This is a genomic window from Lentzea aerocolonigenes, from assembly GCF_000974445.1.
GTDB lineage: Bacteria > Actinomycetota > Actinomycetes > Mycobacteriales > Pseudonocardiaceae > Lentzea > Lentzea aerocolonigenes.
This window is the reverse complement of the sequence record NZ_BBOJ01000015.1, coordinates 215338-242048: the sequence shown is the minus strand read 5'-3', so window position 1 is coordinate 242048 and position 26711 is coordinate 215338. Positions and strand designations below refer to the sequence as shown.

The window sequence follows — 26711 nt, the reverse complement described above, 5'->3', positions numbered from 1 at the left end:
GCTGGCAGTATCAGGCGAGTTCCGGCAACCCGAGGGTGAACGTGGTGCCCAGGCCTGTTGTGCTGGTCACACCGACGGTGCCGCCGTGCGCCTCGACGAGCTTGCGGACGATCGCGAGACCCAGCCCGCTGCCGCCGGTGCTGCGGCTGCGCGAGCGGTCCGCGCGCCAGAACCGGTCGAACACGTGCGGCAGGTCCTCCTGCGCGATGCCGGTCCCGGTGTCCGCCACCGCGATCACGACCTCGCCGTCCCCGGCGGACGCGCTGACCGTCACGGACCCGCCGGACGGCACGTAGCGCAGGGCGTTCGCGACGAGGTTGTCGAGGATCTGCCGCAGCCGCACCGCGTCCGCGCGGACGACGAGTGAAGGGTCCGCGGACACCGACAACGTGACGCCCGCCTGCGCCGCCCGTGCCTCGTGCGCCGCCCGGACCTGCTCCAGGGTGCCCGCCACCGGGAGCGGTTCGACGGTGAGCCGCAACGCGCCGGCGTCGGCCACGGCGAGGTCCTGCAGGTCGTCGACGACGTGTTGCAGCACGAGCGCTTCCTTGAGCAGCAACGTGATCAGCGCCGGGTCGAGGTCGCTCACGCCGTCCTCGGCCGCCTCCAGCCAGCCCCGGATGTTGCTCAGCGGCGTGCGCAGCTCGTGCGCGACGTCGCTGACCATCGCCTTGCGCGCCTGCTCCAGCTGCGTCCTGTTCGCGGCCATCGTGTTGAACGCCCTGGTCAGGCCCGCGATCTCGTCCTGGCCACGCACGGGAACCGGTGGGATGTCGCTGCCCCCGGACATGTGCTGCGCGGCGGCGGTCAGCGCCCGCAGCGGCCGGGTGATGCGGGCTCCCGCGAACGCCGCCACCCCGACCGCGGCCAGCAGCACCGCGGCCGCGGCACCGGCGACCGGCCAGCCGTTGCCGGACAACGAGATCGCCGTGGTCGGCGTGCCGGAGGGGTTGGTCAGGTAGAGCAGGACCGGCGGGGCCACGTACGGCGCCAGCTGCTCCTTGCGCGCCGCCGTGACGCAGGCGGCGACGGCGGGCTCGTCGGGGACCGGCAGGCCGGTGGTCTGCTTGGCCGCGGGCGTGTAGTCGGGGTCGAGCTCGACCGGCGGCAGCGACCTGCGCGCGAGGCAGGCGTTGACCAGGTTCTCCAGGTCGAGCAACGCGTAGAAGTCGGCGGCGGTGTCGAACGGCAGCTGCGAGTCCCTGCAGTCCACCGCCGTTTCCTTGCGCTTGACGAACCGCAGGCAGATCAGCGTTCCGGTGCGGTCCTCGCGCTCGCGGAAGTCGATCGGCGTGCGGAACGGCCCCAGCACCCGCTTGTCGATCCGGTCGGCGGGCGCGTCCGGCACCAGCACCGGGTCGACCGCCAGCGGGTCGACCACCGCGGCGGCCGTCGCGGGCAGCTGGCCGCCGTCGCCGCCGCGGTCGGAGATCGTGCGGCCGTCCTTGGTCACCAGGACCATCCGGCGACCGGGGTGCTCCGACATCAGCGACGAGACGTAGGCGTCCACTTCGGACCAGTCGCGGTGCCCGGCCGCGTAGGAGAGCAGCGTGGCGTAGATCCGGTTGTCCGAGGCGAGCTCCCTGCCCTGTTCGCGCGCGATGGACGCGGTGGTGAGCAGGGTGGCGAGCCAGGCGGTCGCGGCGATCGAGCAGACCGCGATCAGCACCACGACGACGAGCAGGCGGGTGAAGACGCTACGGCGCATCGCGGCGTCCGGCGGTGAGCTTGTAGCCGATGCCGTACACGGTGACCAGGTGCTCGGGTGTGCGGGTGTTGGTCTCGATCTTGCGGCGCAGGTTCTTCACGTGCGTGTCGATCGTCCGGGCGGTCAGGAAGCTGTCGAAGCCGTGCATGCGTTCCAGCAGCTGCTCGCGGGTGAACACCCGGTCCACCTGGGACGCGAGCACCTCCAGCAGCCCGAACTCGCCCGGCGTGCACACGATCGGCTCGCCGCGCACCGTCACCTCGTGCCGCACCGGGTCCACCACGATCGGCCCGACCCGCAGCGACGGCACCGGACGTGCGGCGGGGCGCCGCCGCAGCAACGTCCGCACCCGCGCCACCAGCTCGCGCGGGCTGAACGGCTTGGTCATGTAGTCGTCCGCGCCGATCCCCAGCCCGTGCAGCAGGTCGTCCTCGGTGGACCGCGCGGTGAGCATCAGCACCAGCACGTCGGAGTCCGCGCGCAACGCGCGGCAGACGTCCAGGCCACCCAGTCCGGGCAGCATCAGGTCGAGCACGACGAGAGCGGGCTGGTGGATGCGGACCACGTCGAGCGCGTCGCGGCCGTCGTGCACCACGAGCACCCGGTGATGATCCTGCTCCAGGTAGCGCCGGATGAGTTCGGCCTGGTTCTCGTCGTCCTCGGCGACCAGGATGAGAGCGCTCACGGGGGCGATCATAGAAACGCCCTCGGTGTGATCACCGGTTCGTCACAGGATCCTCACAAGCGCCTTCGAAGATCCACTGCATGCGCAAGACAGTCATCGCGGCCACGCTGCTCGTCGTCGTGGTCGCCACCGCCGTCGTCGTGCTGGTCGTGCGCGGCAGACCGCCGGAGCCGGCGGCGGCACCACCACCCGCGGTGAAGACCACGACCGTGCGGAAAGGAGACCTCGCGAACACCCGTGTGCTGCAGGCGAACCTCGGCTTCGGCGCCGCCCGCCCGGTCAAAGGAGGCACGGGAACCGTCACGAAGCTGCCCGCGGCCGGCCAGGCCACGGAGCTCGGCAAGGAGCTGTACCGGGTGGACGACCAGCCGGTGGTCGTGTTCTTCGGTGCGACCCCGCTGTTCCGCGCCCTCGACACACCGGGACTCAAGGGCTCGGACGTCGCCGTGGTGATGGACAACCTCGCCGCACTCGGTTACCAGGTCGGCACCAGGCCGAACGACGTCTCGAAGGCCGAGTTCACCCCGCGCGTGGTCGACGCGCTGAAGAAGTGGCAGAAGGCGCTGGGCGTGGAGCAGAGCGGCACGCTGGCACCGGGCCGCGTGCTGGTGCTGGAACGCCCGATGCGCGTGGCGTCGGTGAAGGCCCAGCTCGGCTCGCCCGCCTCCGAGGAGTTGTTCGAGATCACGCCGACGACCCGCCTGGTCACCGCACAGGTGCCGGTGAACGAGGCCGGCGTGCTGAAGGCGGGTCTGCCGGTGGTGGTCGTGCGCCCGGACAGCCGCGAGGTGCCCGGCAAGGTCACGTCCGTGACCACCGCGCCCGCCCAGGAGAACAGCTCCGGCGAGAAGATCGACGTCGTCGTCACCCCGGACAACCCCGCCGACGTCGGCGACCTGGACACCGCGCCGGTGCGGCTGAAGGTCACGACCGAGAGCCGGACCGGCGTGCTGACCGTGCCGCTCGCGGCGCTGATCGCGTTGAAGGAAGGCGGCTACGCCGTGCAGCTGCCCGGCGGCGGTTTGAAGGCCGTGAAGACGGGTCTCTACTCGCAGGACAAGGTCGAGATCTCCGGCGACGGCATCACCGACGGCCTGGAAGTGGTGACGGCGCAATGACCCCGGTGCTCGCGCTGCGCTCGGTGACCAAGACCTACCCCGGCGGCGTCACGGCGCTGAACGACGTCTCGCTGCAGGTCGGCGCGGGGGAGCTGCTCGCGATCGTCGGCCCGTCCGGCTCCGGCAAGTCGACCCTGCTGCACCTGGTCGGCACCCTGGACCTCCCGTCGTCCGGCACCGTGGAGATCGACGGCCAGGACATCTCGTCGCTGTCGGACCGCCGGCTGTCGGCGTTGCGCGGCAGCAGGCTCGGGTTCGTCTTCCAGCAGTTCCACCTCTCCGACGGCCTCACCGCCGCGGACAACGTCGCCACCGGCCTGCTCTACGCCGGCGTGCGCCGCAAAGACCGGCGCGCACTGGCCGTGGAAGCGCTGCACCGCGTGGGCCTGGGCCACCGCACCGACCACCGCCCTCCGCAGCTGTCGGGAGGGGAGAAGCAGCGCGTCGCGATAGCCCGCGCGGTGGTGAACAACCCGTCACTCGTGCTGGCCGACGAACCGACCGGAGCGCTGGACACCGCGAACGGCCGTGCGGTGCTGGAGCTGCTGCGGGAGCTGAACGACCAGGGCACGACGATCGCGCTGATCACGCACGACCGCGAGATCGCGGCGTCGCTGCCGCGGCAGGTGGAGTTGCGGGACGGGCGGATCGTGTCGGACACGGGGGCCGCTGCTGAACGGACCGTGGTGGAGGTGAGGGGTGAGCTGCGCGGCGCCCGGCCCGTCGTTGAGCGGACTGTCGTGGACGTCGGGAGTGAGCGGCGTGGCGGCCCGCCCATCGACGCGCGGACTGCTGCGGACGTGAGGGGAGAGCGGCGAAGCGACCCGTCCGCCGCCGACCTCACCGCCGCCGATCCCACCGTTGGCGCGCCCGCTGCGGCCGACCCCACCGCCGCACCCACGCTCAGGTTCCCCCGCCCCAGGAGCGCCCGGTGAGCCGCCTCTCCGTCGCCGACCTGCTCGCCCTCGGCTCCCTCGGCATCCGCACCCGCAGGCTCCGCGCCGCCCTCTCGGCACTGGGCATCGCGCTCGGCATCGCCACCGTCGTCGTGGTCACCGGCATCCCCGCCTCCAGCCAGCAGGCGCTGCTGGACGAGCTGACCGCGCTCGGCACCAACCTGTTGCGCGCCCAGCCCGTCCAGCGGCAGGAGAACCCGGTGCGGCTGCCCGAGTCCTCAGTCGCGATGGTCCAACGCATCGGCCCGGTGACCGCCGCCGCGGCCGTGGCCAACACCCACGTCCGCGTCCGCCGCAACGACCTGCTCGACCCCGGCCACAGTTCGGACATCACCGTCCTCGCCGCGACTCCCGGCCTGCTGGAGACGGTCAACGGCCACGTGCAGAGCGGCGAGTTCCTGTCCCGCCCGGACTTCCCGTCGGTCGTGCTCGGCAACGTCGCTGCCCAACGGCTCGGCATCCCCGACGTCGGCGAACGGCCCGCGGTGTACGTGGGGGAGCGCTGGTTCACCGTGACCGGCGTGCTCGGCCCGATGCCGCTCGCCCCCGACCTCGAACGCGCGGTCCTGGTCGGCTGGGACGCCGCGCGCACCCAGCTGGGCTTCGACGGCCACCCGACCGTCGTGTACGTGAAGGCCCGCGAGGAGTCCATCGAGGACGTTCGCGCGGTCCTGCCCGCCACCCTGTACGGCGAGGTCCCCGGTCTGGTGCAGGTGAGCCGCCCATCCGACGCGCTGGCGGCCAAACGCGCGACCCAGAACGCCTACAGCGCCCTGTTCCTCGGCCTCGCGGGCGTGGCGTTGCTGGTGGGCGGCGTCGGCGTGGCGAACACGATGGTGATCTCCGTGCTGGAACGCCGCAGCGAGATCGGCCTGCGCCGGGCCCTGGGCGCCACCCGAGGCCACATCCGCGTCCAGTTCCTCACCGAGGCGGTCCTGCTGTCCGGCCTCGGAGGCCTGGCGGGCACGGCGCTGGGCGCGGCCGGCGTCGCCGGCTACGCGACCCTGCACCGCTGGCCGCTGGTCATCCCGCTGCCGATCCTCGCCTCCGGTGTGCTCGCCGCGTTCGTCGTGGGCGCCGCCGCGGGCCTCTACCCCTCCATCCGCGCCGCGCGGCTCACCCCGACGCAGGCGCTCTCCGCGTGACGAAAGGAAATCCTCCTCCGATGAAGAAATCCGCACTGGCCCTGCTGCTGCTCCTGGCCGCCTGCTCCAAGCCCGCCGACCAGCCCCAGGTCGCGTCGATCTCGACGCCGTCGAGCAACGCTGCCCCGTCGTCGGCCGCGCAGGAACAACGTCCCCGCGAACGCCTCGACATGACGCCGGAGGACCTCGACGCCCTCTACAGCGCGTACGACCGGTGCATGGAGCAGTTCGGCCTGGACAAGAAGGGCCAGGTGTCAGCCGGTCGGGCCGGCGTGCAACCGCCCAAGGGAGACGTCGACAAGGCGCTGAAGGCCTGCGAGTCGAAGGACCCGCTACCCCCGTGGGAGAAGGACGTCAACAACCCGGACGCGGTCGACTTCGCCGCCCGCGTTGTGCAGTGCCTGCGGGAGAAGGGCGTCCGCTACGTGGAGGTGCACAACGAGCCGGGGGCCGAGGCCGTCTCCTACGCGTTCGGCGGCCCCAACAACGACGCGGCGTCGATCACGCTCGGTCTGGAGCACGCGAAGGAGTGCGAGATCGCCTCGTCCAAGAAGTGATCAGCTCACGCTTGTTCTCGCGAGGCGGGCTCGGGGCACACCCGCTAGTTTCCAGGCATGTGGGACGGCGGTGACGCGTACGAGCGCTACGTGGGCCGGTGGAGCCGGCCGGTCGCGGTGCAGTTCCTGAAGTGGCTGGACGTACCGCCCGGCTGGACGTGGCTCGACGTCGGCTGCGGCACGGGCGCGCTGAGCGAGACGGTGCTGGCCCACGCCGAACCGGCGTCCGTCACCGGCGTCGACCCGTCGGCCGCCTTCCTGGAACTGGCCCGGCAGCGGGTGTCCGGTGCGACGTTCGAGCTCGGCAACGCGATGGACCTCGGCGCCCGGGCCGTCGACGTCGTGGTCAGCGGCCTGGTGCTCACCTTCGTGCCCGACGTGCCCCGCGCGGTCGCGGAGTTCGCGCGCGTCGGCTCACACGTCGGGTCGTACCTGTGGGACTACACGAGCGGCATGCAGATGATGCGGCTGTTCTGGGACGCGGCGAAGGACGTCGACCCCGCCGCGGCGTCCGAGGACGAGGGACTGCGCTTCGGCGAGGTGAGCGATCCCGATCCGTTGCGCACGTTCTGGACCGACGCCGGCCTGCGCGACGTCGAGGTCCGCGCCATCGTCGTGCCCACGGTGTTCCGCGACTTCGACGACTTCTGGAACCCCTTCGAAGGCGGCACCGGCGCCGCGCCCGCCTACGCCGCGACCCTGCCGGCGGAGCAGCGCGGCGCCATCCGCGACCTGCTCCGCTCCCGGCTGCCCCGGGAAGGCCCGATCGAGCTCACCGCGCGGGCCTGGGCCGTCAGAGGTTCGCGCTGAGGAACCGCTCGAGGTGCGGGTTCACGTCGGCGGCGTGCGTGAGGCTCAGGAAGTGCGCGCCGTCCTCGACCAGCACCAGTTCGGCCTTGGGCAACGCCGCCACCAGCGCCTCGGCCTTGGCGACGGGGTAGGCGAGATCCGCCGTGCCGTGCAGCACGAGCACGGGCGCGGTGATCTCCCCGACCCGGTCGAGCACGCCGTCGCGGCGGGTGAGCGCGTTCGCGATCAGCCGCAGCCGCTCGGGCTCGACCGCGCTCCACTTCGGCGTCCACTCCGACGCGTCGTAGTCACCCAGGCAGATCTTGGCGGTCGCGTCGACCACCGTCTCCGGCCCCTGCGCGATCCACACCTCGGTGAGCTGGTCGTACGCGGCGGCGATCTGCTCGTCCTCCGCCTCCCCGGACGTCCCGAGCACCGCGAGCGCCGTGACCCGTTCCGGTGCCAGCAACGCCATCCGCAGCGCCACGAACCCGCCCTGGCTCGTGCCGATGACAGCGGCCCGGTCGAGGCCGAGGTGATCCAGTACCGCGAGCGCGTCCCGGGCGACGTCCCAGTAGTCGAACGGCGCGTTCGCCGGCGTCGCACCGTGACCGCGCTCGTCGATCGCGATCAGCCGGTACTGCTGCCCGAACGCGGCCACCTGTGGTGCCCACATCGTCACGTCCATCAGGAAGCTGTGCAACAGCACGACCGCCGGGCCGTCACCACCGTGGTCCACGTAGGACACCAGCTGCCCGTCACCCGTCGTCATCGTCGCCATTCCCGACACCCCAGTCGTCGTTTCCACGGAGTGGATCATCAGCGTCGCCCGCGCGGAGCGCAATAGTGTGCCCGGATGCGGCAACTGATCGAGCTCCCGTGGGACCCGCTGACCCCGTCCGAGGTCGCGGAGCTGTTCTGCGGGACGTCCTGGTGGATCGCGGGTGGTCACGCGATCGAACTGGCGGCCGGTCGCCCGCTGCGCCCGCATTCCGACATCGACGTGGCGTTGCTGCGCCGCGACCAGCTCGCCGCGCAACGAGCGCTCACCGGCTGGGAGTGGTGGGCAGCCGACCCGCCGGGAGAATTGCGACCGTGGCGGCCCGGCGAGATCCTGCCAGCGCTGGTGCAGGACGTCTGGTGCCGCCCGGTCGGTTCCGATCGCTGGCGAGTCCAGGTGATGCTCGACGAATCCGACGGCGACGAGTGGATTTTCCGGCGTGACCCACGAGTGCGGCGTCCAGTCGCCACGCTCACTCACGTCACCCCGTCCGGCATCCCGCACCTGGCTCCGGAGATCCAGCTCCTCCACAAGGCCGCGGCGCCGCGCGCGAAGGACGAGGCGGACTTCGCCGCGGTGTTGCCGCTGCTCAGCGCCGGACAACGACGATGGCTGGCCGAGGCGATCACCCTCACCGCCGACGCGCATCCGTGGCTCGACCGGTTGCACGGAAATGACATTTCCTGATTCCCGAAAGGATAGGCTCGCCTAATTCCTTTCGAATTGCGGGCCTTCTGCCGTGGTGGCATCGTCCGAATCACCGAACCTTTCCCACCACGGCAGGAGCGGACATGACCACCCTCGAGAACCCGGCGATGCCCGCCGTCCACGATTGCACCGTGAGCGACTGCTCCTACAACCACGACGGCTGCCACGCCTTCGCGATCACCGTGCGCGGCGACAACGGGGCCGCCGACTGCGGCACCTTCATCCCGCTGGGCACCAAGGGCGGCCTGGACAAGGTCATCGCGCAGGTGGGCGCCTGTTCCCGCACGGACTGCGTGCACAACTCCTCGCTGGAGTGCACGGCGCAGAGCGTGCGCGTAGGCCAGGGCGAAGGCGACCACCACGCGAACTGCCTGACGTACCAGCCGCGTTAGACCTCCTCGTCCTTGCGGTCCACGGCCCGGCCCAGCTCCCGCAGGCCGACGTTGACCGCGATGATCGCCACCGTGCCGGCCGCCGCGACGACGTGCAGGCCGGCGCCGGCCAGCGAGCCCACCGCGGCCGCGCACCACAGCGTGGCCGCGGTGTTCAGCCCGCGCACCGACAACCCGTCGCGCAGGATCACGCCCGCGCCGAGAAAGCCGATGCCGGACACGACCTGAGCCGCGACCCGCGTGGGGTCGCCCTGGCCGTCGAAACCCTGTGCGGACAGCAGGACGAACAGCGCCGCGCCCACGGCCACGAGGGCGTTGGTCCGCAGGCCTGCCATGCGCGAGCGGTACTGCCGCTCAAAACCGATCAACGCGCCGAGGCCCATGCTCTCGGCAATGCGCAGCGTCATGTCGAAGACGTGCATCGTGTGACTCCCCTTGTGTGCAGGGGTGTGCGTCACACGCCAGAACTCGAGCGTGCGAGGTGAAATGACCTGCGCGGGCTACTGTCGCCTGGCATGTGTCGCTCACCTCGCTTCCTTGTGTCTGGTTGGCAAGACCTGTCCACGTTAGCGGGCCTGGCGTGAGTCCGGGGTGAGAGTGGGACGCACGTCCCAGTCGAGGTGGCCGGCTCACGTCCGGAACTAAAGCATCTCGAGCGGCTCCGGCCCGTCCGGAGGCGGAAACGCGCCATCCAGCTCGGCGAAGTCCTCGTCGGTCAGCCGCAACGACAGCGCCGCCGCGTTCTCCCGCACGTGCTCCACGGTGCCGGCCTTGGGGATCGCGTTCACGTGCGGCAGCCGCAGCACCCACGCCAGCGCCACCTGAGCGGGCGTGGCGTCGTGCCGGGCGGCCACTGACGCCAGCACCGGCGAGCCCAGCAGCCGGCCCTGCTCGACGGGGGAGTAGGCCATGACCGGGATGCCTGCCGACGCGTGCCACGGCAGCAGGTCGTGCTCCGGGCCGCGGCGCGAGAGGTTGTAGAGGATCTGGTTGGTCTGGCAGTGGCCCGGCAACACCGTGAGCTCCCGCATGTCGTCCAGATCCAGGTTGCTGACGCCCCAGTGCCGGATCTTGCCCGCTTCCCGCAGTCCCTCGAACGCCTCCACGGTCTGGGCGAGCGGCACGCTGCCCCGCCAGTGCAGCAGGTACAGGTCGAGGTGGTCGGTGCCCAGGCGGCGCAGGCTCGCCTCGCACGCGCGCACCGTGCCGGCCGCGGAAGCGTTGGACGGCAGCACCTTCGACACGAGGAACACCTCGGAACGCCGTCCCGCGATCGCCTCGCCGACGAGCGACTCGGCGCCGCCGTTCGCGTACATCTCCGCGGTGTCGATCAGCGTCAGGCCCAGGTCGAGGCCCTCGCGCAGGGCGGCGATCTCGGAGGAGCGGTGGGAAGGGTCCTCGGCCATCATCCACGTGCCCATGCCGAGCGCGGGGACGGCTGAGCCGGACGGCAGCGCGACAGTCATGCGTCCCAGCTTGCCGGGTACGTTGGTGTGATGCGACGCGGAGGCCTGATCCTGCTGGTGCTGCTCGTCGTCGCGCTGGCCGTGCTCGCCCAGTTCGTCGAGATCCCCGACGGCGCGGTGCTCCGCGACGAGGTCGGCAAGGCGGGTGGTGCGGCTCCGCTGGTCTTCGCCGTGGTGTGCGCGCTCGGGACGGCGGTGTTCTTCCCCAAGCCGGTGCTCGCCACCGCGGCCGGGCTGCTGTTCGGCGTCGGGTGGGGGAGCGTGCTGGCGATCGCCGGGTTCACGGCCGGGGCGATGATCGCGTTCACGATCGCGCGCAGGCTCGGTCGGGCCGCGGTCGAGGGCTGGCTGGGGGAGCGGCTGCACGTTCTCGAACAGGTCTTCGCGCGCAAGGGCGTCGAGGCGACGCTCGTGATCAGGCTGCTGCCGGTCGTGCCGTTCACGCTCGCCAACTACGGGGCGGGCGTCACGTCGGTCAGGGACAGGCACTTCGCGGCGGGCACGGCGCTGGGGCTGGTGCCGTCGACGGTCCTCGCGGCGGTGCTGGGGGACGCGCTGAGCGATCTCGGGTCACCCCGCTCGATCGCCGCGTTGTCGATCTGGGCCGTCCTGGCGGCCGTCGGGGTGTGGTGGGGCCGGAACTTGATCACAGGGGCCGCACGGGCCTCCTAGACGCGCGAAAAGCCGCCCCGGCGGGAGACCGGGACGGCTTGAAGCGTCTGTGATCTTCTCCGCGAGGAGATCAGGCCGTGCGGGTGCGGCGTCCGCGAAGCTCTTCGAGTCGCTCGTCGAGCAGCTCCTCGAGCTCGGGGATCGACCGGCGCTCCAGGAGCATGTCCCAGTGCGTGCGCGGCGGCTTGACCTTCTTCACCTCCGGCTCGACACCATCGATGATCTTCGACTCGGTGCCGTGGAGACGGCATTCCCAGGTCGGCGGCAACTCGGCGTCGTCGGAGAACGGGACCTCGAAGTCGTGTCCCTTGGGGCAGGCGTACCGCGCTGCCCGGCGCGGAGCGAGATCGTGATTGCGGTCGGTCTCGTAGCTGACTGCTCCGAGCCGGCTTCCACGCAAAACGCGGTCGGCCATGGCGGTGTCCTTTCGCTCGGCTCAGGGCCGGGGCCCAGGCTTCTTGCTCACCGTGTGCAACGCTCGGATTGCTCCGTTTGTTTCCGGCTCGCTCTCATGGTCGCCCACAGTGACGTCGTTCACTCGTCAACGAAGGCTTCCTACTAATGGATGCGATCGCCACAGGATCGTGACGCGTTATCAAGCTCCTGCGCTCATGCATCACTCTAATGGCCTAGCCAACCCTGTGGGTAACCGCCTAGGCCAAGCGCAGCTGGCCACTTTGTGCGACGTCAGGGCCCAGGTCGCCCAACCGGAAGTGACGCCTGCAGAGCACCTGATAACGGACAGTAGTTTCCGTGGTATCGGTTACACCGTTGCTCTCTGTACCCGATCGGTGCTGTTCCGTGTCCGAAACCGTGTCGGCGACGAGAACGGTGTCTCCGGCGCGAATCACTCGTCCGGCCCGCACCCGCGCGTTGAACCGTCCCGGCACCCCGCACCAGCACAGGACCTCGACCTGGATGGCCTTGAGCTCGTCCGCCAGTTCGAACAGCCGCTGCGAGCCGGGGAACATCTCGCCGCGGAAGTCCGTGGCGAGCCCGAAGCAGTAGACGTCGACCTGAACGTCGTCCGCGAGCTCCGCCAGCTGTTCCACCTGATCGGGGGACAGGAACTGCGCCTCGTCGACGATCAGGTAGTCGACCCTCCTGCCCTCGGCCCACTCCGCGCGGACCAGCCGGCGGAGATCGTCGTCGCGGATCTCCGCGGCCTCCCGCGTGATGCCGATGCGGCTCGAGATCTGCGGCCGCCCCGACCTGTCGTGCCGCACCAGCAACAACCCGCGGCGACCCTGCCGTGAGTTGTTGTGGTCGATCTGCAGCGCGAGCGTCGACTTGCCGCAGTCCATGGGGCCGAAGAAGAACTTGAGGTGGCCCACCACCGGCGTCGTTCGTCGGGAACCCGCGACAGGTACAGCGGAGAGGGCATCTGTCGGATCGGGAAGGGCGTCCACGGCGGGTCACCCTAGTGCCTGGATCCCGATCATGAGGAATCCCCACGGAATGTCCCCGCCCATCGCCCTGTCCTTCGCGTCGGTCGCGCCGCTGTCGGGTGTGCATAGCCGCTGCGCAGGTCGTCGAAACATCTTCTTGATTCGAGTTGCTCGATAACTTCAGTGTTGACCGAACTTCATGCCTTGCATCGGTCGTTCAACACCCAGAAGTGCTCCCGCCTCACTACGCCAGGAGCGGAAGGGATGGTGGGTCGAGCGATGGAGAGGTGCGTCGAAGGGGTCACCTGGCAGGGCAGGGTTCGCCGTTCGCGCGGGTTGGTGCACCGGGTGCCGCCGCCGCGGTCCGGCATGCGGGGCGTCGCCTGGGCAGGGTCGATCGGCGGTGCCTGTCCGGGCCTCGGCAGCTGTGGCCCGAGCCGGATGTCGACCGTCCCGAAGTATTCTGCTTCCCGATATAGCTCGTCGCGCGATATATTCAGCGGCATGAGTGGTCGAGTCATGTCCGAGCAGACGTTCCTCGTGCTCACCGCCCTCGCGGAGGAGCCGCTGCACGGCTACGCGATCGTCCAGGCGGTCGAGCAGCTGTCCGAGGGGCGCACGGTGCTGCGGGTCGGCACGCTCTACGGGGTGCTGGACCGGCTGGTGGCCGACGGGTTCGCCGAGCGCGACCGTGAAGAGGTGCACCAGGGCCGGCTTCGGCGTTACTACAAGCTCACCGACTCCGGTGTGCGGGCGTTGCAGGCGGAGGTCGCGAGGCTGAGCGCGAACGTGCGGGCGGCTTCCGCGGTGCTGAGGGGGAGGGGCGTCCAGGCATGGGCGAACAACGCGTGAGCAACTTGGAGCGCCGGTACCGGCTGCTGCTCAAGGTCCTGCCGCGGTGGTACCGGCAGGACCGCGAGGAGGAGATGGTCGGGATCTTCCTGGCCGACCGGACGGACGAGCTCGACCTGGAGCACAGCTGGCCGGGGTGGGGCGAGACCGGGGCGGTGCTGGGGCTTGCCGTGCGCACGCATCTGGCGGCTGGGGCGGCGCTCACCAACGTGCCGATGAAGGTCGCGTGGCGGGGCGAGATCGTGCGCGCGTTGGGCATGATCGGGCTGTTGCTGGGTGTGTTCTACGCGGGTGCGTCGATCACGAGCATGGTCTACGCGTACCAGCATCCGGAGATCGTCGGCGGACTCACGTGGATGCGCGTGTTCGACGTGGCGCCGATCGTGGCGTTCGTGGCGCTGCTGGCGAAGAAGCGCACGACGGCGAAGCTCGCGGCCCTGGCCGCCGCGCTTCCTGCCGTTGTCACGGTCGGGCCGCACATCGGGGCGTGGTTGTTGTTCCAGCTGCCGTCGCTGGTGACGTTCGTGGCTCTGTGTCTCGGTTTTCACCGTGAGGCGCCTACGCCGCCCGTGCGCAGGCTCGCCTGGTGGGGTGGGGGAGCGCTGCTGGTGGGCGTGCTCGGCGGGTTCGCGCTGGGGGCGTTCGTGGTGCCGGTGGCCGCCGTGGTGCTGCGGGTGGTGGCGTTCGTGCGCGGTGACTTCGTGCTGGGACGGGCGTTGTCGGTGTTCGCGGTGCTGGAGCTGGCGCCGCTCGCGTTCCTGCTGGCCGGGGGAGAGGTGTTCGGCGTCGCGCTCGTGCTGGCGGTGTTGCTGGTGATCAGCGCGGTGGCGCCGGTGCGCCGGGTGCGCACGTCGTGAACAACCTGGAGCGCCGGTACCGGCTGCTGCTGAAGGTCCTGCCGCGGTGGTACCGGGAGGACCGCGAGGAGGAGATGGTCGGCCTGTTCCTGGCCGACCGGACCGACGAGCTGGATCTGGAGCACAGCTGGCCGGGGTGGGGCGAGACCGGGGCGATGCTGGCGCTGGCGATCCGCACGCGGTTCGCGGCGTCCGGCGCTCCTTCGAACGCCGTGCGGCTGGGGGAGGTCGCGCGGTGGCTCGCTGTGCTGGGGTTGTTGCTGGGCCTCAAGAACGTCGTGCACGTCGTCTACACCGAGATCGTGTTCGGCACGGGCGAGGCGCCGCAGTGGGCGGCGGTGCTGGCGAACTTCAGTCCGGTCGTGGTGATCGCACTGCTGATGCGCGGGCATCGGACGTGGGCGAAGGTGGTGGCCGGTGCGGCGTTGGTGCCGTGGGTGGTCAACGCGGTGACGGATCCCGGTCCGGCGGGGGCTGCGAGTGTGTTGTGGCAGCTGCCGACGCTGGTGGCGTTCGTGGCTCTGTGTCTGGGTTTTCACCGTGAGGCGCCGACGCCGACGAGGTCGATGCTGTGGTGGTGTGGGGGAGCGGTGCTCGTGGGTGCCGCGGAACTGCTCGTGTGGTGGTTGAACCCGGTCGTGCTGCCGGTGGTGGTGCTGGCCGTGCGTGTCTATGCGTACGTGAGCAGCGCACCGGCGTTGGGGCGTGCGTTGTCGATTTTCGCGTTGCTGTTCCTGCCGGATGTCGTCGTCACGGGCGTGCGTGGTCCGGCGGAGCTGCGGGTGGTGTTCGTGGTGGCGGCGGCGCTGTGGTTGGTCAGCGCCGCCGCCCCGGTCGGACGGGTCACACGAGAGCGGGTTCTTCGTTCCCGACGGCCTTGATGGCGCGGCGCACCGGCACGAAGATCAGCAGGACGAAGCCGGCGACGAAGAAGATGATCAGGGCGAGGATGGCGGGGCGCAGGCTGCCGGTGGCCTGGCCGACGCCGGCGAACACCAGCGGGCCGAGCCAGCTGGTGGAGCGTTCGCCGACCTCGTAGAGCGAGAAGTACTGCGCCTCGCGGCCGGGCGGCACCATCTGGCTGAACAGGCTGCGGGACAAGGCGTTCGTGCCGCCGAGCACGATGCCGATGCCCGCGGCGACGAGGTAGAACTGCATCTCGTCGCCGGCCTCGACGAAGAACGCGGCGGTGATCACGACGATCCACACGAGCAGCGAGCCGAGGATCGTCTTCTTGGCGCCGACGCGCTTGGCGACGAAGCCGTGCAGGACGCCGCCGATGAACGCGACGAACTGGACGATCAGGATCACCGTGATGAGCGTCTGCTGTTCGAACTTGAGCTCGACGCTGCCGTACTGGGCGGAGACGTTGGCGACGGTCGCGATGCCGTCGGTGTAGATCAGGTAGGTGCCGAGGAAGGCCAGGGTGAGCGGGAAGGCCTTGGCCTGCTTGAGGGTCGTGCCGAGCTCCTTGAAGCCCGCGGAGATCACCGAGGCGCCGTGTTCGCGGCCGTGGGGTGACTGGTGCTCGGTGAGGCGGGTGAGTGGGATGAACGTGAAGCCCGCCCACCAGAGGCCGGAGATGACGAACGCGATGCGCGCGGCGTCGCCCGCGGTGATGCCGAGGGAGTCGGCGGACAGGGTGATGCCGAGCTGGATCGCGAGGGCGACGCCGCCGCCGAGGTAGCCGAACGCCCAGCCGCGGCTTGAGACGGCGTCGCGTTCGTCGGGTGCGGCGATCTCGGGGAGGAAGGCGTAGTAGACGACGACGCTGGCGCCGTAGCAGATGTTGGCGATGACGAAGAACAGCACGCCGAGGGTCCAGTTGGTGCCTTGCACGGTCGCGAGCGCGATGGTGGCCGCGGAGCCGGTGAAGGCGAAGAAGGCGAGCATCTTCTTCTTGTTCTGGGTGCGGTCGGCGATGGCGCCCATGACCGGCAGCACGACGACCTGGATCACGGTGGCGAGGGAGAGCAGGTAGCCCCACAGCGAGCCGGCGGGGAACTGCAGTCCGAGGAACGTGACGTCGCAGTGGTCGAACGCGTTGTCGCCCGCGCAGGGGTTCGCGCCGTTGAGCGCGGTGTCGGCCTTGGCGGCGTTCGTCGCGATGCTCGTGAGGTAAAGCGAGAAGAAGACTGTGACCACGGACGTGGGGAACACGGAGTTCGCCACGTCGTACCAGACCCAGCCGCGCTGTTCGCGGCGGCGGGCGGTTTTGGCGTCGGCGGCGTCGTCGCCCTTGACCTTCATGTCGGCGGACTGTACTTGTCCGCCGACACGGCCGATGATCGACTGTCCAACCTGTTACCAGTTGCCGCGCGAGCGGAGTACTTCGCGCAGGACGTCGGGCCTGTCGGTGACGAGTCCGTCGACGCCGAGGTCGAGCAGGGCGCGCATGTCGGCTTCGTCGTCGACGGTCCACACGTGCACTTCGAGGTCGCGGCGGTGGGCGGCCTGGACGAACTTCCCGTCGACGATCTTGAGGCGTCCCTGGTTGACGGGTACCTGGGCGACCTGGCCGCGGACGGCGAGTCCGGCGAACGGGATGCGTCCGGCGGCCCAGAGCGCGCCGGCGGAGCGGGGTCCCATGGAGGTGAGCAGGCCGGGTCCGCCGCGGCGGCGCAGGCGGGCGAGGCGGTTGTCGGAGAAGCTCGCGAGGCAGACGCGGTGCAGGGACTTGGCTTTGCGCAGCAGGGTGATGATCGGTTCGACGGCGTTGTCTGCCTTGACGTCGATGTTGAAGAACGTGTCGGGGAGTTCTTCGAGGACGTCGGCGAGGCGGGCGATGGGTTCGCGTCCGCCGATGCGGGCGTTTCGCACCTCGGTCCACGGCAGGTCGGCGACGCGACCTTCGCCGTCGGTGGTGCGGTCGAGCGTGTGGTCGTGGTGGACCACGACCTCGCCGTCGGCGGTGGCGTGGACGTCGGTCTCGATGTAGCGGTAGCCCTCCTGGACGGCTCGGCGGAACGAGCTGAGGGAGTTCTCCATGCCGGTGAGGTCGTCGACGTGCCAGCCGCGGTGGGCGAAGGCTCGAGGGCGCGGGCCTGCGAGGTACGGGTGGGTCACCTCCTGAGTGTGCCTTCCGGGAATGGCTCCGGGGTGGACTGTGGGTGGCGTGACACTTTCTTCTTGTCCTCTATTGCTTCAGTGCAGTCTGAAATCAAACCTGTCAGTCGTCCCGTCCACAGAACAGTCCTGAGTCAACAACGCCACGGAACCGGGGCAGCCCCGCGGTCATCGAAGAGGATCCGGAGCCGCGTCAGGGAGAAGTCGTTGAAAACCGATCAATCGAAGCAGCCGCAACGTCATCAACCGACTCAACGCGACCAAACCCCACCCGAAACGAACAGCAATCGCCGAAACGGTAGTGTCCGGTTCCCTACGAAGGTCGGGCTTTCTGGCGCGTCGCTGGAGGTCAACCGCCGCAGTTCGCTACCGTCGCGCGCCATGGAGCGCTCCATGGAGGCGGATGAGCCCAGGCACTGTGCGTGGTGCGGGCGGCGGTTGCCGGGGAGTGGGCGGATCGGCCGGCCGAGGCGGTACTGCGCACAGCCGTGCCGTCAGCGGGCTTACGAACGCCGGGCGGCGCTGCAGCGTGGTGGCCTTCCGGAGGACGCGGTGGTGCTGTCCACCGCGGAGCTGGCGGACCTGCAGGACAGGTTGTTCCAGCTGCGGTGTGCCGCGGAGGACGTGGTCACCGCGGCACAGGACGGGGCGGAGAACGACGAGCTGAGGAAGCTGGCGGCGGAGCTGGTGGAGTCGGCGAAGGGTTTGGAACGGCTGCGTTAGCCGTTCGTGAAGTTGCGAACTGACCGGCGTAGCGGGTTGCTTACGTCCGGTGATCGGACGATCATGACGCGCGTGACCTCCTACTGCCGCACGGTGCTGGACCGAGCGGATGTCGGCTATGCCGTGACGGACGCACGCGGGAACCTGTTGTGGTGCAACCGCGCTTTGGGTGCTGTGCTGGGGGTTCCGGTCGAGCAGGCGTACGGGCGGTCGTTGCCCGCGCTGCTGCCCGGTGTGCCCGAGGGACCCGCTCCGACGCGGGAGGTGCTGGCGCCGGGGCCGAAGTGGCTCGAGGTGCGGTGTTCACGTCTGGGTGACGACCTGATGTACGAGGTCGTGGACGTGTCGGCGTGGCGTGATCGCGAGCTGACGGTGACCCAGGAGGCGGACGCGCTGCGGCGGGCTCAGGCGCTGGGGCGCATGGGGACGTGGGAGTGGTCGATCTCCGAGGACCGGGTGACGTGGTCGGACACGTTGCTGGAGATGTTCGGGTTCGAGCCGGGGACGGCGTTCGACTTCGAGCTGTACTCGCGGCTGGTGCACCCGGACGACCTGCCGATGATCGAGGAGACGCTGGACGCGGCGTTGAAGTCGGGATCGGTGTTCTCGTACACGCACCGGATGTTGCGTCCGGACGGTGCGGAGCGGGTGTTCGAGTGTTTCGGTGAGGTCGTCGTGGATGACGACGGGACGCCGTTGCGTGCGTTGGGGACGGCGCACGACGTGACGCAGTCGTCGCGGGTGCACGACGAGCTGGTGCGGATGGCCGAGCAGGACCCGTTGACTGGGTTGCCGAACCGGCGTGCGTTGACGCGGGCGTTGGAGCAGGAGCTCGCGAACAACGGTTCGGGTGCGTTGCTGGTGCTGGATCTGGACAACTTCAAGGACGTCAACGATCTGCGGGGTCACGCGGTGGGTGACCGGGTGATGCGGATGCTGGCGTCGGCGTTGCAGTCGCGTCTGGGTGATCGGTTGATCGCGCGTCTGGGCGGTGACGAGTTCGCGGTGGTGTTGCCGGGTGCGTCGTTGAAGGACGCGTCCGAGGTGGCGGACAACCTGAAGGAAGCCGTGGCGGGTTTTCCGCTGGCGGGGATCGGTACGCCGGCGCGGATCACGGTGTCGACTGGATTGGCGGAGTTCGGTCCGGGGGATTCGTGGGAGCTGGTGCTGGCGAACGCGGATCTGGCGTTGTACGCGTCGAAGGCGGCGGGCCGGGACCGGGTGACGGTGTACGAGCCGAACCACTACGCGGACACGGTGAAGCGGGTCAGTGTGCTGGACCGGTTGCGGTCTGCGCTGGCGGGTGGCGGGCTGGCGTTGTACGGGATGCCGATGGTGGAGCTGTCGTCGGGGCAGACGCTGGGGCACGAGTTGTTGTTGCGGTTGGAGGACGGGCAGGAGCCGTATCTGGGGCCTGCCGACTTCCTGCCGGTGGCGGAGCGGTCGAACCTGATCCTGGAGGTCGACCGGTGGGTGTTGTCGACGGCGATCGACGCGTTGGTGGCGGAGCCGGACTCGCGGTTGCGGTTCAACGTGAACGTGTCGGGGCGGACGTTGGAGGATCCGGACTTCGGGAACTTCGTGCTGGACAAGCTCGGGTCGGCGGGGGTGGCGCCGGGCCGGTTGGGTTTGGAGATCACGGAGACGGCGGCGGTGACGAACCTGGACGCGGCGGTGACGCTGGCGACGCAGCTGCGGAGTTTCGGGTGCCGGATCACGTTGGACGACTTCGGTTCGGGGTTCGGGTCTTTCGTGCACCTGAAGCATCTGCCGATCACGGGGATCAAGATCGACGGTGAGTTCGTGAAGGGCATCGAGACCAACGACGCGGACGCGGTGCTGGTCTCGGGGATCGTGCAGATCGCGAACGGGCTGGGTTTGTCGGCGGTGGCGGAGTGGGTGGAGCGGCCGTCGCAGGTGGAGGTGTTGCGGGGGCTGGGGGTGCGGGTCGGGCAGGGTTTTCACCTGGGTCGGCCGGTGCCGTTGCGTGACGTGGTGAGCGCGGAGCGCATGCCGCCGAATGGCGCATTGTCGTCTCGGGTGGTCGGAGCAGAGGATGGTGCGCGCTCCTGATCTCCGCCCGATGGGATGCCCGTGTCGTCTTGTGGTTTGCGTCGTCTTGAGTTGAGTGTTGCCGAGCCTGAGCTGTCGGTGGACTTCTTCGCCGGTGTGCTCGGTTGGTCGGTGATAGCGGAGCCGGGCGGGTCTTTCTCGGGCTGGGTGGGTGACAGACTCGTGGCGGGAGTTGTTGCGGGAGAACAGGGTTGGCGTGTGTTCTTCGGTGGCGACGAGCCGCGGGAGCTGAAGGTCAATTCCTCTGTGGACACCGGCAGGGTGCTGCACGGTCCGTGGGCTCCGGCGCCGCGGGCTGGTGAGCCGTGCTGGGTGGAGTTGATGACCGCGGAGCCCGATGACGAGTACTGGGTGGCGGAGCTGGGCTGGGAGGTGCGGCCCGGTGTCGAGGACTTCGTGTTGTTCACGTCGTCGCGGCACGGTGATCCGCGCCCGGTGGCGGGTCGTCTGACGACGGATCGGGCGTCGGGCTGGCAGGTGTACTTCGCGGTGGACGACGTGGAGGCCGCGTGTGCGCGGGTGTCCGAGTTGGACGGTCGTGTGCTGCTGGAGCCGACGACCGTGCCAACGGGACGGATCGCGTCGATCGAGGGTCCGCACGGTGGTGCGTGCGTGGTGCTGGAGCAGCCGAAGGGCTGGGGTGGCACCTGGGCGGTGAGCTAGGCGTCCAGTTCGGGTGGGAAGCCGCCGGTCGCGATCGGGCCCCAGGTGTCGATGGTGATGCGGACGAGGGACTTGCCCTGGCGGAGCATGGCGGCGCGGTACTCGTCCCAGTCGGGGTGTTCGCCTGCGATGCAGCGGTAGTAGTCGACGAAGTCCTCGAGTGCCTCGGGCAGGTCGAGGATTTCGGCGGTGCCGTTGATCTGGACGTAGGGGCCGTCCCAGTCGTCGGAGAGCACGCACATGGTGACGGCGGGGTTGCGGCGGGCGTTGCGGACCTTGGCGCGCTGGGGGTAGGTCGCGATGACGATGCGGCCGTGCTCGTCGACGCCGCAGGAGACGGGGGAGACCTGGAGTCCGTCGGTGGTGCTGCGGTGGGTGATGAGGACGCCGTGGTGGCGGGTGCGGAGGAACTCGAGCAGCTGCGGCCGGTCGACGACGTCGGCCGTGGCGATCTTCGGCATGATGTGCAGCATGGCACGTTTCACCTCGTTCGACGGTACGGAGCTCGCCTATCGGGAGGCGGGCGACGGTGTTCCGCTGGTCGTGCTGGCGGGTGGTCCTGGCCGGGCTTCGGAGTACCTGGAGACGCTGGGCGGGCTGGACGCGTCGCGGCGGCTGGTGATCTTGGACAACCGGGGTACGGGGCTGTCCGGGGCGCCGGTGGATCCGTTCACGTACCGGCGGGACATGCTGGTGCGGGACGTGGAGATGCTGCGCCGTCACCTGGGGCTGGACGTGGTGGACGTGCTGGGGCACTCGGCGGGTGCGGGGATCGCGATGGGGTACGCGGCGGATTTCCCGGACCGGGTGGGCAGGCTGGTGCTGCTGACGCCGGCGTTGCGGTCGGTGGGGTTGTCGCCGGAGCAGAGCGACTGGGACGTGTTCCTGGCGGCGCGGGCCGGTGAGCCGTGGTTCGAGGCGGCGACGACGGCGTTGCGGCGCACGGCCGAGGGGGACACGTCGGTGGAGAACCGGGTGGCGGCGTCGCCGTTGTTGTACGCGCGGTGGGACGAGCGGGCGCAGGCGCATGCGCGGGCTGAGCTGGGGCAGTGGAAGTACGAGGTCGCGCTGGGGTACAACGCCGAGGGTGCGTTCGTGCCGGGGGTGTTGCGGCGGGCGTTGGCGGACTTCGACCACCCGGTGCTGGTGTACGCGTGTTCGGAGGATCCGATTTCGCCGGTGCGGCGGTGTGCGGAGCTGGCTGATCTGTTCCCCGGTTCGACCCTGCACGTGCACGAGGGTGTGGGGCACTTCCCGTGGGTGGAGGAGCCGGACGCGGTGGCGAAGCGGATCGCGGAGTTCCTCGACGCCTGAGGCGTCGTCAGTGGACCTGGGCGGTGGCGACGCGGTCGCGGCCGTTGCTCTTGGCCTGGTAGAGGGCGTCGTCGGCGGCGAGCAGCAGGGGGCTGAGCTCGGTCGCGGAGTCGGGGAAGACGGCGGCGCCGACGGATCCGGTGAGGCCGGTGATGACGCGGGTCTCGCCGACGCGGTCGACGACTTCGACCTCGAGGCGGGCGATGTCGAAGCGGATGCGTTCGGCAGTGGCGCGGACCTCGTTGGTGCCGACGCCGGGCAGCAGGACGGCGAACTCCTCGCCGCCGAAGCGGCCGACGAGGTCGTAGGAGCGCACGGCGTGTTTGAGGGCGTCGGCGACGGCGCGCAGGACGCGGTCGCCGGCGAGGTGGCCGTAGGTGTCGTTGATCTGTTTGAAGTGGTCGAGGTCGAGGATCAGGACGCCGACGGTGGAGACGAGGCGGCGGGCGCGGGCGATCTCGCGTTCGGCGACGTCGTGCCAGAAGGTGGCGTCGACCAGGCCGGTCTTGGAGTCGGTGCGGGCGGCGATGCGGAACTGCGGCAGCAGCAGGCCCATGTGCAGGGCCAGGACGGTGAGCAGCAGGATCGGTGAGAGCCACGGCCGGGCGGTGGCGATGATCGCGATGCCGGAGCCGAGGCCGACGGACGCGGTGACGATGAGGACGTCGGAGGCGTGGCCGAGCGCGGTGCGCATCGGGTTCGCGGGGTTGGTCATGATGATGGCGCCGACGACGAGGGCGTAGTTGACGAACCAGTAGAGGAACCCGGCCACGACGAGTGCGACCAGCCCGCGTGGACCGTCCAGGTCGGACGGGTTTGTCGCGGAGAACATGGCCAGCACCCATTGCGCTGCGGCGCATCCAAGTACGACAGTGGCGGCGGAGAACAGTTTCCGGTAGAGAACCGCCCGGCGTTTGTACACCCGCAGCCACGCGTGCAGGTAAATGGTCACGACCAGCAGGACGACCAGTGGCATCGGGAGAACGAGCACGCCCGCGAACTGCCAGACCGACTGCATCTGCGCGTGAGGAACGCCCTCAGAGGAGATTTCGCGGATGCGTTCGATGCCGCGCGCCGCTTCCAGGTGTGTCAGCGCGGCGACGGAGAGTGCCGCGAACCAGATCCAGTGGCGCGCCTCGACAGGGGTAAGCCGTGCGGTTGCGAGCGTGACGAGTGCCGCCGCCACGGCAGTCGTCACGACGTAGGTCAGCACGACAGGAGGAAGGGACCATAACTTCCACCGGCGCGGGTCGAGCCAAGGCACGCTGCCACCCCCACCGAAATCCACTAGGAACAAACCACTGTAGCTACCGGGTCACGCGAAGTCGTGGCTCCATGTGGGGGACCTCACTCTGAGTAGTCCTCACCTTTTTCACCCCCTTCGCACAACCGCAACACATCCCACAAGGAGACGGTCATGATGAACCGCGCGCTGTCCACCGACTGGACCTTCACCTCGACGGACTGGACCTTCGCGAAGTCGACCGACTGGACGTTCACCTCCACCGACTGGACGTTCGCGTCCTCAACGGACTGGACGTTCGCGTCGACGGACTGGACCGTCTGACACTTGTGAGTGCCGCCGGTTGGGGAGGGTGCTGCGCCGGCACCCTCCAACGCCGTCACGACATGTCCTTGTCCACTTCCACTGGTTGAATCGACACCCTCGCGTGGTCAGGGGGTGTGTGGTGCTCACGTTCGGTGTGCTCGGCCCGCTGCAGGTCAGCCGGGACGGGTGTGCCGTGCACGTGAACGGCCCGAAGCAGCGGGCGCTGCTCGCGACGTTGCTGCTGCGGGTGAACACGGTCGTGCTCAAGTCCGTGATCGTGGACCGGCTGTGGGGCGTGGACGCGCCGCCGGCGGGTCGCACTTCGGTGCAGATGTACGTGCTGCGGCTGCGCAGGATGCTCGGTGACGGGGCCGTCATCGAGACCCACCCGGACGGCTACCTGCTGCGGGTGCCGCACGACGCGCTGGACCTGACCAGGTTCCGCGACGCCGTGCGGGCGGCCGCGGGCGCCGGGGGTGAGGACGAGCGGGCGTTGCTGGGGGAGGCGTTGCGGTGCTGGCGCGGGCCGGTGCTGCCGGACGTGGCGTCGGAGTCGTTGCACCGCGAGGACGTGCCGCCGCTGGCCGAGGAGCTGATGCGGGCGCGGGAGCGGTTCTTCGACGTGAGCCTGGAGCTGGGCCGGCACGGTGAGGTGATCGGTGAGCTGGTGCGGGTGACCGAGGAGCACCCGTGGCACGAGACGTTCTGGGCGCAGCTGGTGGAGGCGTTGCACCTGGCCGGTCGGCGTGCGGACGCGTTGCGGACGTATCGGAGGGTGCGGCGCAGGTTCACCGAGGAGCTCGGGGTCGAGCCCGGTGCGCGGCTGCAACGGGCACATCAGACGGCGTTGACGGCGGGGGACGGCGGTGACCTGGTGCCGGCGCACGTCATCGCGCAGGTGCCGGGTGGGGTGAGCCGGTTCGTCGGGCGCGAGGACGTGATCGCGCGGCTGGACGAGCTGGCGTTCGGGCCTGGTGCCGCGGACCGCACGATCGTGATCTCCGGTCCGCCGGGGGTGGGCAAGACCAGCTTGGCCGTGCACGTGGCGCACCGGTGGCGTGACCGGTTCCCCGACGGTCAGCTGTACGTGAACCTGCAGGGTTTCGCGGCGGACCCGCCGTTGCCGGTGTCGGCGGCGCTGACGAGGTTCCTGGGTGCGCTGGGGTTCGGCCGCGACCAGATGCCCGCGGAGGTCGAGGAGCAGGCGGCGTTGCTGCGCAGTGCGCTGAGCGGCAGCCGGATGCTGCTGGTGCTCGACAACGCCGCCGACGCGGGCCAGGTGCGGCCGTTGCTGCCCGGCCAGCCGGGGTGCGTCGTGCTGATCACCAGCCGTCACGACCTGCGCGGCATGGTCGTGGACCCCGGTGCGACGGGGCTGGCGTTGGACGTGCTCAGCGACAGCGAGTCCCAGGCGGTGCTCGCGGACCTGGTCGGCGCCGGCAGGGCCGAGGCCGAACCCGAGGCGCTGGGCAGGCTCGCCGACACCTGCGCGCACCTGCCGCTGGCGCTGCGGATCGCCGGGGCGAACCTCGCCGCGGACCCCGGCTGCAGCGTCACCGACTACGTCACCGAGCTCACGACCCGCGACCGGGTGTCCGCGCTGGCCATCGACGGCGACGAACGGTCCGCGGTGCGCGCCGCGTTCGACCAGTCCTACCTGCGGCTGCACCGCGCCGACCAGACGTTGTTCCGGCTGCTCGGTGTCGTGCCGGGCCCGGACATCGGAGTGGACGCGGCGGCCGCGCTCGCCGGCACCGGCACCGCCGAGATCCGCCGGGCGTTCGACCGGCTCGCCGCCGCCGGTCTGCTGCAGCGCACGGCACCCGGCCGGTGCGGGTTCCACGACCTGATCCGCTCCTACGCCGCGGGCCTGGCCCGTGAGGACGGCTCGGACACCGATGACGCCTTGTGCCGGCTGGTCGAGCACTACCTGCGGCGGGCCACCGCGGCGGCGCGGGTGGCGTTCCCGGTGGCGGCGTTGCGCGACGAACCCGTCGACCCAGGGTTGAGCGAACCGGACGCGGTCAGGTGGCTGGAACAGGAACGGCACAACCTGCTGGCCGCCGTCACGTGGGCGGCGACCCGGCCGCCGGCGCAGCGCCTGGCGTGGCGCATGGTCGACGTGCTGCACGGCTACCTGCGGGCCTGCGGTCACACCAGGGAGGCCATCGCGACGTTCGTGGCGGCGTTGCGCGTGGCGATCACCGCGGGCAACAACGCCGCCCGGTTGTCGCTGCTGGACCTGCTCGGGCAGATCCTCTACAACGTCAGCGAGTGGGAACGGGCCGCCGAGCACCACGAACAGATGCTCGCGCTGGCCCGTGAGCTGGGCGATCCCGGCGCCGAAGCGGAAGCGCTGCTCAACATCGGCAGGCAGATCATCCAGCTCGGCCGTCCCCAGGAGGCGCTGAAGTACCTCGGATCGGCACTGGAGCTGGCCCAGGCGACCGGCAACGTCGAGCTCGAGCTGCGGACGTGGAACTCGATCGGCAACGCCACCACCTACGCCGGCCGCCCGGACGAGTCGTTGTCCGCGCACGACCAGGCGCTGGAGCTGGCCCGCGGTCTCGGGCACCGCGAACACACCCACCGCTGCCTCAACGGCCGCGGCATCGCGAGGTGGGCGCTGGGCCTGCTCGACGAGTCGGCCGCCGACCACGAGCGCGTGCTCGCCTACTGCCGCCAGGCAGGGCAGCGCATCGGTGAGGTCGCGTCACTGGCCTGCCTCGCCGAGGTCCACCTCGACGCCAGGCGCCTGGAGCTGGCCGGCCGCGTCGCGCAGGAGGCCCTGGTGCTGAGCACCGAGCTCGCCGAACGCCGCACCCAGGTCAACGTGATCATGGTCCTCGCGGGCGTGCACCACGGCCTGGGCGAGCACACCGAAGCGCTCCGTTCGTTCCAGGACACGCTGCACCGGGCCCGTGAGATCGGGTTCGGCTACGGCGAGTGCGCCTCCCTGCTGGGCCTTGCGGCCGCGCACCGCGAGCTCGGCGACGCCCACACGGCCGCAGCGTGCGCGGAGGAGTCGCTGAAACTGTTGCGCGCCAACCACCAGCTCCTGCTCGAAGCCGACGTGCTCACCGAGCTCGCCCGCGACCAGATCGCGCTCGGCGACACCGCGGCCGCGGCGGTGACGGCGACCGAGGCCGTGCAGGTCGCGGCCCGTCACGGCAGGGCGCTGGCCGAGCGGCGGGCGCGCGCCGTGCTGTCGGAACTGGGGGAGTGACCGCTCCGGTCGCTGTCAGAACG

The 26711-nt window shown here is 70.2% G+C and carries 27 protein-coding genes and 1 pseudogene; 17 read left to right on the top strand and 11 right to left on the bottom strand.

Annotated elements, in window-relative coordinates:
• Positions 1-10: 10 nt before the first annotated feature.
• Positions 11-1708 (bottom strand): HAMP domain-containing sensor histidine kinase, encoded by a 1698-nt coding sequence (locus AOM45_RS28955; protein ID WP_030466148.1) that lies wholly within the window; start codon positions 1706-1708, stop codon positions 11-13.
• Positions 1698-2393 carry a response regulator transcription factor gene (locus AOM45_RS28950; RefSeq protein ID WP_201780083.1) on the bottom strand — a complete coding sequence of 232 codons (696 nt, stop codon included), beginning with the start codon at positions 2391-2393 and terminating at the stop codon, positions 1698-1700. Before AOM45_RS28950 ends, AOM45_RS28955 begins: the two co-directional genes overlap by 11 nt.
• Positions 2394-2473: 80 nt before the next feature.
• On the opposite strand from AOM45_RS28950, the gene AOM45_RS28945 reads away from it, so the two are divergent.
• From AOM45_RS28945 to AOM45_RS28925, 5 genes and pseudogenes are all read left to right on the top strand, one after another.
• Positions 2474-3511, top strand: coding sequence for an efflux RND transporter periplasmic adaptor subunit (locus AOM45_RS28945; protein ID WP_030466146.1), 1038 nt, complete (start codon positions 2474-2476; stop codon positions 3509-3511).
• A pseudogene (locus tag AOM45_RS28940) lies at positions 3508-4176 on the top strand (ABC transporter ATP-binding protein); the annotation flags it as partial. The gene AOM45_RS28945 and the pseudogene AOM45_RS28940, both read left to right, overlap by 4 nt.
• 266 nt (positions 4177-4442) lie before the next feature.
• Positions 4443-5612 (top strand): ABC transporter permease, encoded by a 1170-nt coding sequence (locus AOM45_RS28935; protein WP_030466144.1) that lies wholly within the window; start codon positions 4443-4445, stop codon positions 5610-5612.
• A gap of 20 nt (positions 5613-5632) precedes the next feature.
• Entirely contained in the window at positions 5633-6169 is a 537-nt protein-coding gene (locus AOM45_RS28930; protein ID WP_030466143.1) for a hypothetical protein, read from the top strand.
• 57 nt (positions 6170-6226) lie between these two features.
• Positions 6227-6979: a class I SAM-dependent methyltransferase gene (locus tag AOM45_RS28925; RefSeq protein ID WP_030466142.1), complete on the top strand. Its 753-nt coding sequence runs from the start codon at positions 6227-6229 to the stop codon at positions 6977-6979.
• Here AOM45_RS28925 and AOM45_RS28920 read toward each other — a convergent pair.
• On the bottom strand, positions 6963-7766 hold the full coding sequence (locus AOM45_RS28920; protein WP_162185616.1) for an alpha/beta fold hydrolase: 804 nt from the start codon (positions 7764-7766) through the stop codon (positions 6963-6965). The genes AOM45_RS28925 and AOM45_RS28920 overlap by 17 nt on opposite strands.
• A gap of 48 nt (positions 7767-7814) precedes the next feature.
• Here AOM45_RS28920 and AOM45_RS28915 point away from each other — a divergent pair, with 48 nt between their 5' ends.
• Together AOM45_RS28915 and AOM45_RS28910 are read left to right on the top strand one after the other, a co-directional pair.
• A complete protein-coding gene (locus AOM45_RS28915) occupies positions 7815-8426 on the top strand; it encodes a nucleotidyltransferase domain-containing protein (protein WP_030466140.1) in 612 nt (203 codons plus the stop codon).
• A gap of 104 nt (positions 8427-8530) precedes the next feature.
• The gene (locus AOM45_RS28910) at positions 8531-8839 is read left to right on the top strand and encodes a DUF1540 domain-containing protein (RefSeq protein WP_030466139.1); all 309 of its coding nucleotides are present in this window, start codon (positions 8531-8533) and stop codon (positions 8837-8839) included.
• Here AOM45_RS28910 and AOM45_RS28905 read toward each other — a convergent pair.
• Both AOM45_RS28905 and AOM45_RS28900 read right to left on the bottom strand, forming a co-directional pair.
• Complete coding sequence (locus AOM45_RS28905) at positions 8836-9261, bottom strand: MgtC/SapB family protein (protein ID WP_030466138.1); 426 nt, start codon at positions 9259-9261, stop codon at positions 8836-8838. The genes AOM45_RS28910 and AOM45_RS28905 overlap by 4 nt on opposite strands.
• Positions 9262-9480: 219 nt before the next feature.
• Positions 9481-10305: an aldo/keto reductase gene (locus AOM45_RS28900; protein ID WP_030466137.1), complete on the bottom strand. Its 825-nt coding sequence runs from the start codon at positions 10303-10305 to the stop codon at positions 9481-9483.
• Between the two features lie 30 nt (positions 10306-10335).
• Here AOM45_RS28900 and AOM45_RS28895 point away from each other — a divergent pair, with 30 nt between their 5' ends.
• Positions 10336-10977 (top strand): TVP38/TMEM64 family protein, encoded by a 642-nt coding sequence (locus AOM45_RS28895; RefSeq protein ID WP_051782910.1) that lies wholly within the window; start codon positions 10336-10338, stop codon positions 10975-10977.
• A gap of 70 nt (positions 10978-11047) precedes the next feature.
• On the opposite strand, the gene AOM45_RS28890 is transcribed toward AOM45_RS28895, so the two are convergent.
• Both AOM45_RS28890 and AOM45_RS28885 read right to left on the bottom strand, forming a co-directional pair.
• Positions 11048-11392 (bottom strand): RNA polymerase-binding protein RbpA, encoded by a 345-nt coding sequence (locus AOM45_RS28890; RefSeq protein ID WP_030466135.1) that lies wholly within the window; start codon positions 11390-11392, stop codon positions 11048-11050.
• 238 nt (positions 11393-11630) lie between these two features.
• Positions 11631-12386 carry a thymidine kinase gene (locus tag AOM45_RS28885; RefSeq protein WP_030466134.1) on the bottom strand — a complete coding sequence of 252 codons (756 nt, stop codon included), beginning with the start codon at positions 12384-12386 and terminating at the stop codon, positions 11631-11633.
• Positions 12387-12869: 483 nt separating this feature from the next.
• On the opposite strand from AOM45_RS28885, the gene AOM45_RS28880 reads away from it, so the two are divergent.
• Genes AOM45_RS28880 through AOM45_RS28870 form a run of 3 tightly spaced genes read left to right on the top strand, consistent with a single transcriptional unit; the run spans position 12870 to position 14955 of the window.
• Positions 12870-13217 carry a PadR family transcriptional regulator gene (locus AOM45_RS28880; protein ID WP_308202576.1) on the top strand — a complete coding sequence of 116 codons (348 nt, stop codon included), beginning with the start codon at positions 12870-12872 and terminating at the stop codon, positions 13215-13217.
• Positions 13214-14074, top strand: coding sequence for a hypothetical protein (locus AOM45_RS53570; protein ID WP_156093647.1), 861 nt, complete (start codon positions 13214-13216; stop codon positions 14072-14074). The genes AOM45_RS28880 and AOM45_RS53570 overlap by 4 nt, the downstream gene beginning before the upstream one ends.
• A complete protein-coding gene (locus AOM45_RS28870) occupies positions 14071-14955 on the top strand; it encodes a hypothetical protein (protein ID WP_030466131.1) in 885 nt (294 codons plus the stop codon). The genes AOM45_RS53570 and AOM45_RS28870 overlap by 4 nt, the downstream gene beginning before the upstream one ends.
• On the opposite strand, the gene AOM45_RS28865 is transcribed toward AOM45_RS28870, so the two are convergent.
• Positions 14918-16324: an MFS transporter gene (locus tag AOM45_RS28865; protein ID WP_030466130.1), complete on the bottom strand. Its 1407-nt coding sequence runs from the start codon at positions 16322-16324 to the stop codon at positions 14918-14920. The genes AOM45_RS28870 and AOM45_RS28865 overlap by 38 nt on opposite strands.
• Before the next feature lie 54 nt (positions 16325-16378).
• A complete protein-coding gene (locus tag AOM45_RS28860) occupies positions 16379-17140 on the bottom strand; it encodes a glycerophosphodiester phosphodiesterase family protein (RefSeq protein WP_030466129.1) in 762 nt (253 codons plus the stop codon).
• A gap of 381 nt (positions 17141-17521) precedes the next feature.
• Here AOM45_RS28860 and AOM45_RS28855 point away from each other — a divergent pair, with 381 nt between their 5' ends.
• From AOM45_RS28855 to AOM45_RS28845, 3 genes are all read left to right on the top strand, one after another.
• Positions 17522-17863, top strand: coding sequence for a hypothetical protein (locus AOM45_RS28855; RefSeq protein ID WP_030466128.1), 342 nt, complete (start codon positions 17522-17524; stop codon positions 17861-17863).
• A gap of 72 nt (positions 17864-17935) precedes the next feature.
• Positions 17936-19936 (top strand): putative bifunctional diguanylate cyclase/phosphodiesterase, encoded by a 2001-nt coding sequence (locus AOM45_RS28850; protein ID WP_236703865.1) that lies wholly within the window; start codon positions 17936-17938, stop codon positions 19934-19936.
• Between the two features lie 15 nt (positions 19937-19951).
• Positions 19952-20599, top strand: a complete 648-nt coding sequence (locus AOM45_RS28845; protein WP_081901909.1) for a VOC family protein — start codon at positions 19952-19954, stop codon at positions 20597-20599.
• Here AOM45_RS28845 and AOM45_RS28840 read toward each other — a convergent pair.
• Positions 20596-21060: a PPOX class F420-dependent oxidoreductase gene (locus AOM45_RS28840; protein WP_030466125.1), complete on the bottom strand. Its 465-nt coding sequence runs from the start codon at positions 21058-21060 to the stop codon at positions 20596-20598. The genes AOM45_RS28845 and AOM45_RS28840 overlap by 4 nt on opposite strands.
• 10 nt (positions 21061-21070) lie before the next feature.
• Between AOM45_RS28840 and AOM45_RS28835 the strand changes: the two genes are divergently transcribed.
• Positions 21071-21913, top strand: a complete 843-nt coding sequence (locus AOM45_RS28835; RefSeq protein WP_030466124.1) for an alpha/beta fold hydrolase — start codon at positions 21071-21073, stop codon at positions 21911-21913.
• 7 nt (positions 21914-21920) lie between these two features.
• Here the strand turns inward: AOM45_RS28835 and AOM45_RS28830 are convergent, their stop codons facing one another.
• Positions 21921-23177, bottom strand: a complete 1257-nt coding sequence (locus AOM45_RS28830) for a GGDEF domain-containing protein (RefSeq protein ID WP_051782925.1) — start codon at positions 23175-23177, stop codon at positions 21921-21923.
• A gap of 153 nt (positions 23178-23330) precedes the next feature.
• Between AOM45_RS28830 and AOM45_RS51150 the strand changes: the two genes are divergently transcribed.
• Both AOM45_RS51150 and AOM45_RS28825 read left to right on the top strand, forming a co-directional pair.
• Positions 23331-23480 (top strand): hypothetical protein, encoded by a 150-nt coding sequence (locus AOM45_RS51150; RefSeq protein ID WP_156093646.1) that lies wholly within the window; start codon positions 23331-23333, stop codon positions 23478-23480.
• Positions 23481-23601: 121 nt separating this feature from the next.
• The gene (locus AOM45_RS28825) at positions 23602-26688 is read left to right on the top strand and encodes an AfsR/SARP family transcriptional regulator (protein WP_236703864.1); all 3087 of its coding nucleotides are present in this window, start codon (positions 23602-23604) and stop codon (positions 26686-26688) included.
• Positions 26689-26711: the final 23 nt, after the last annotated feature.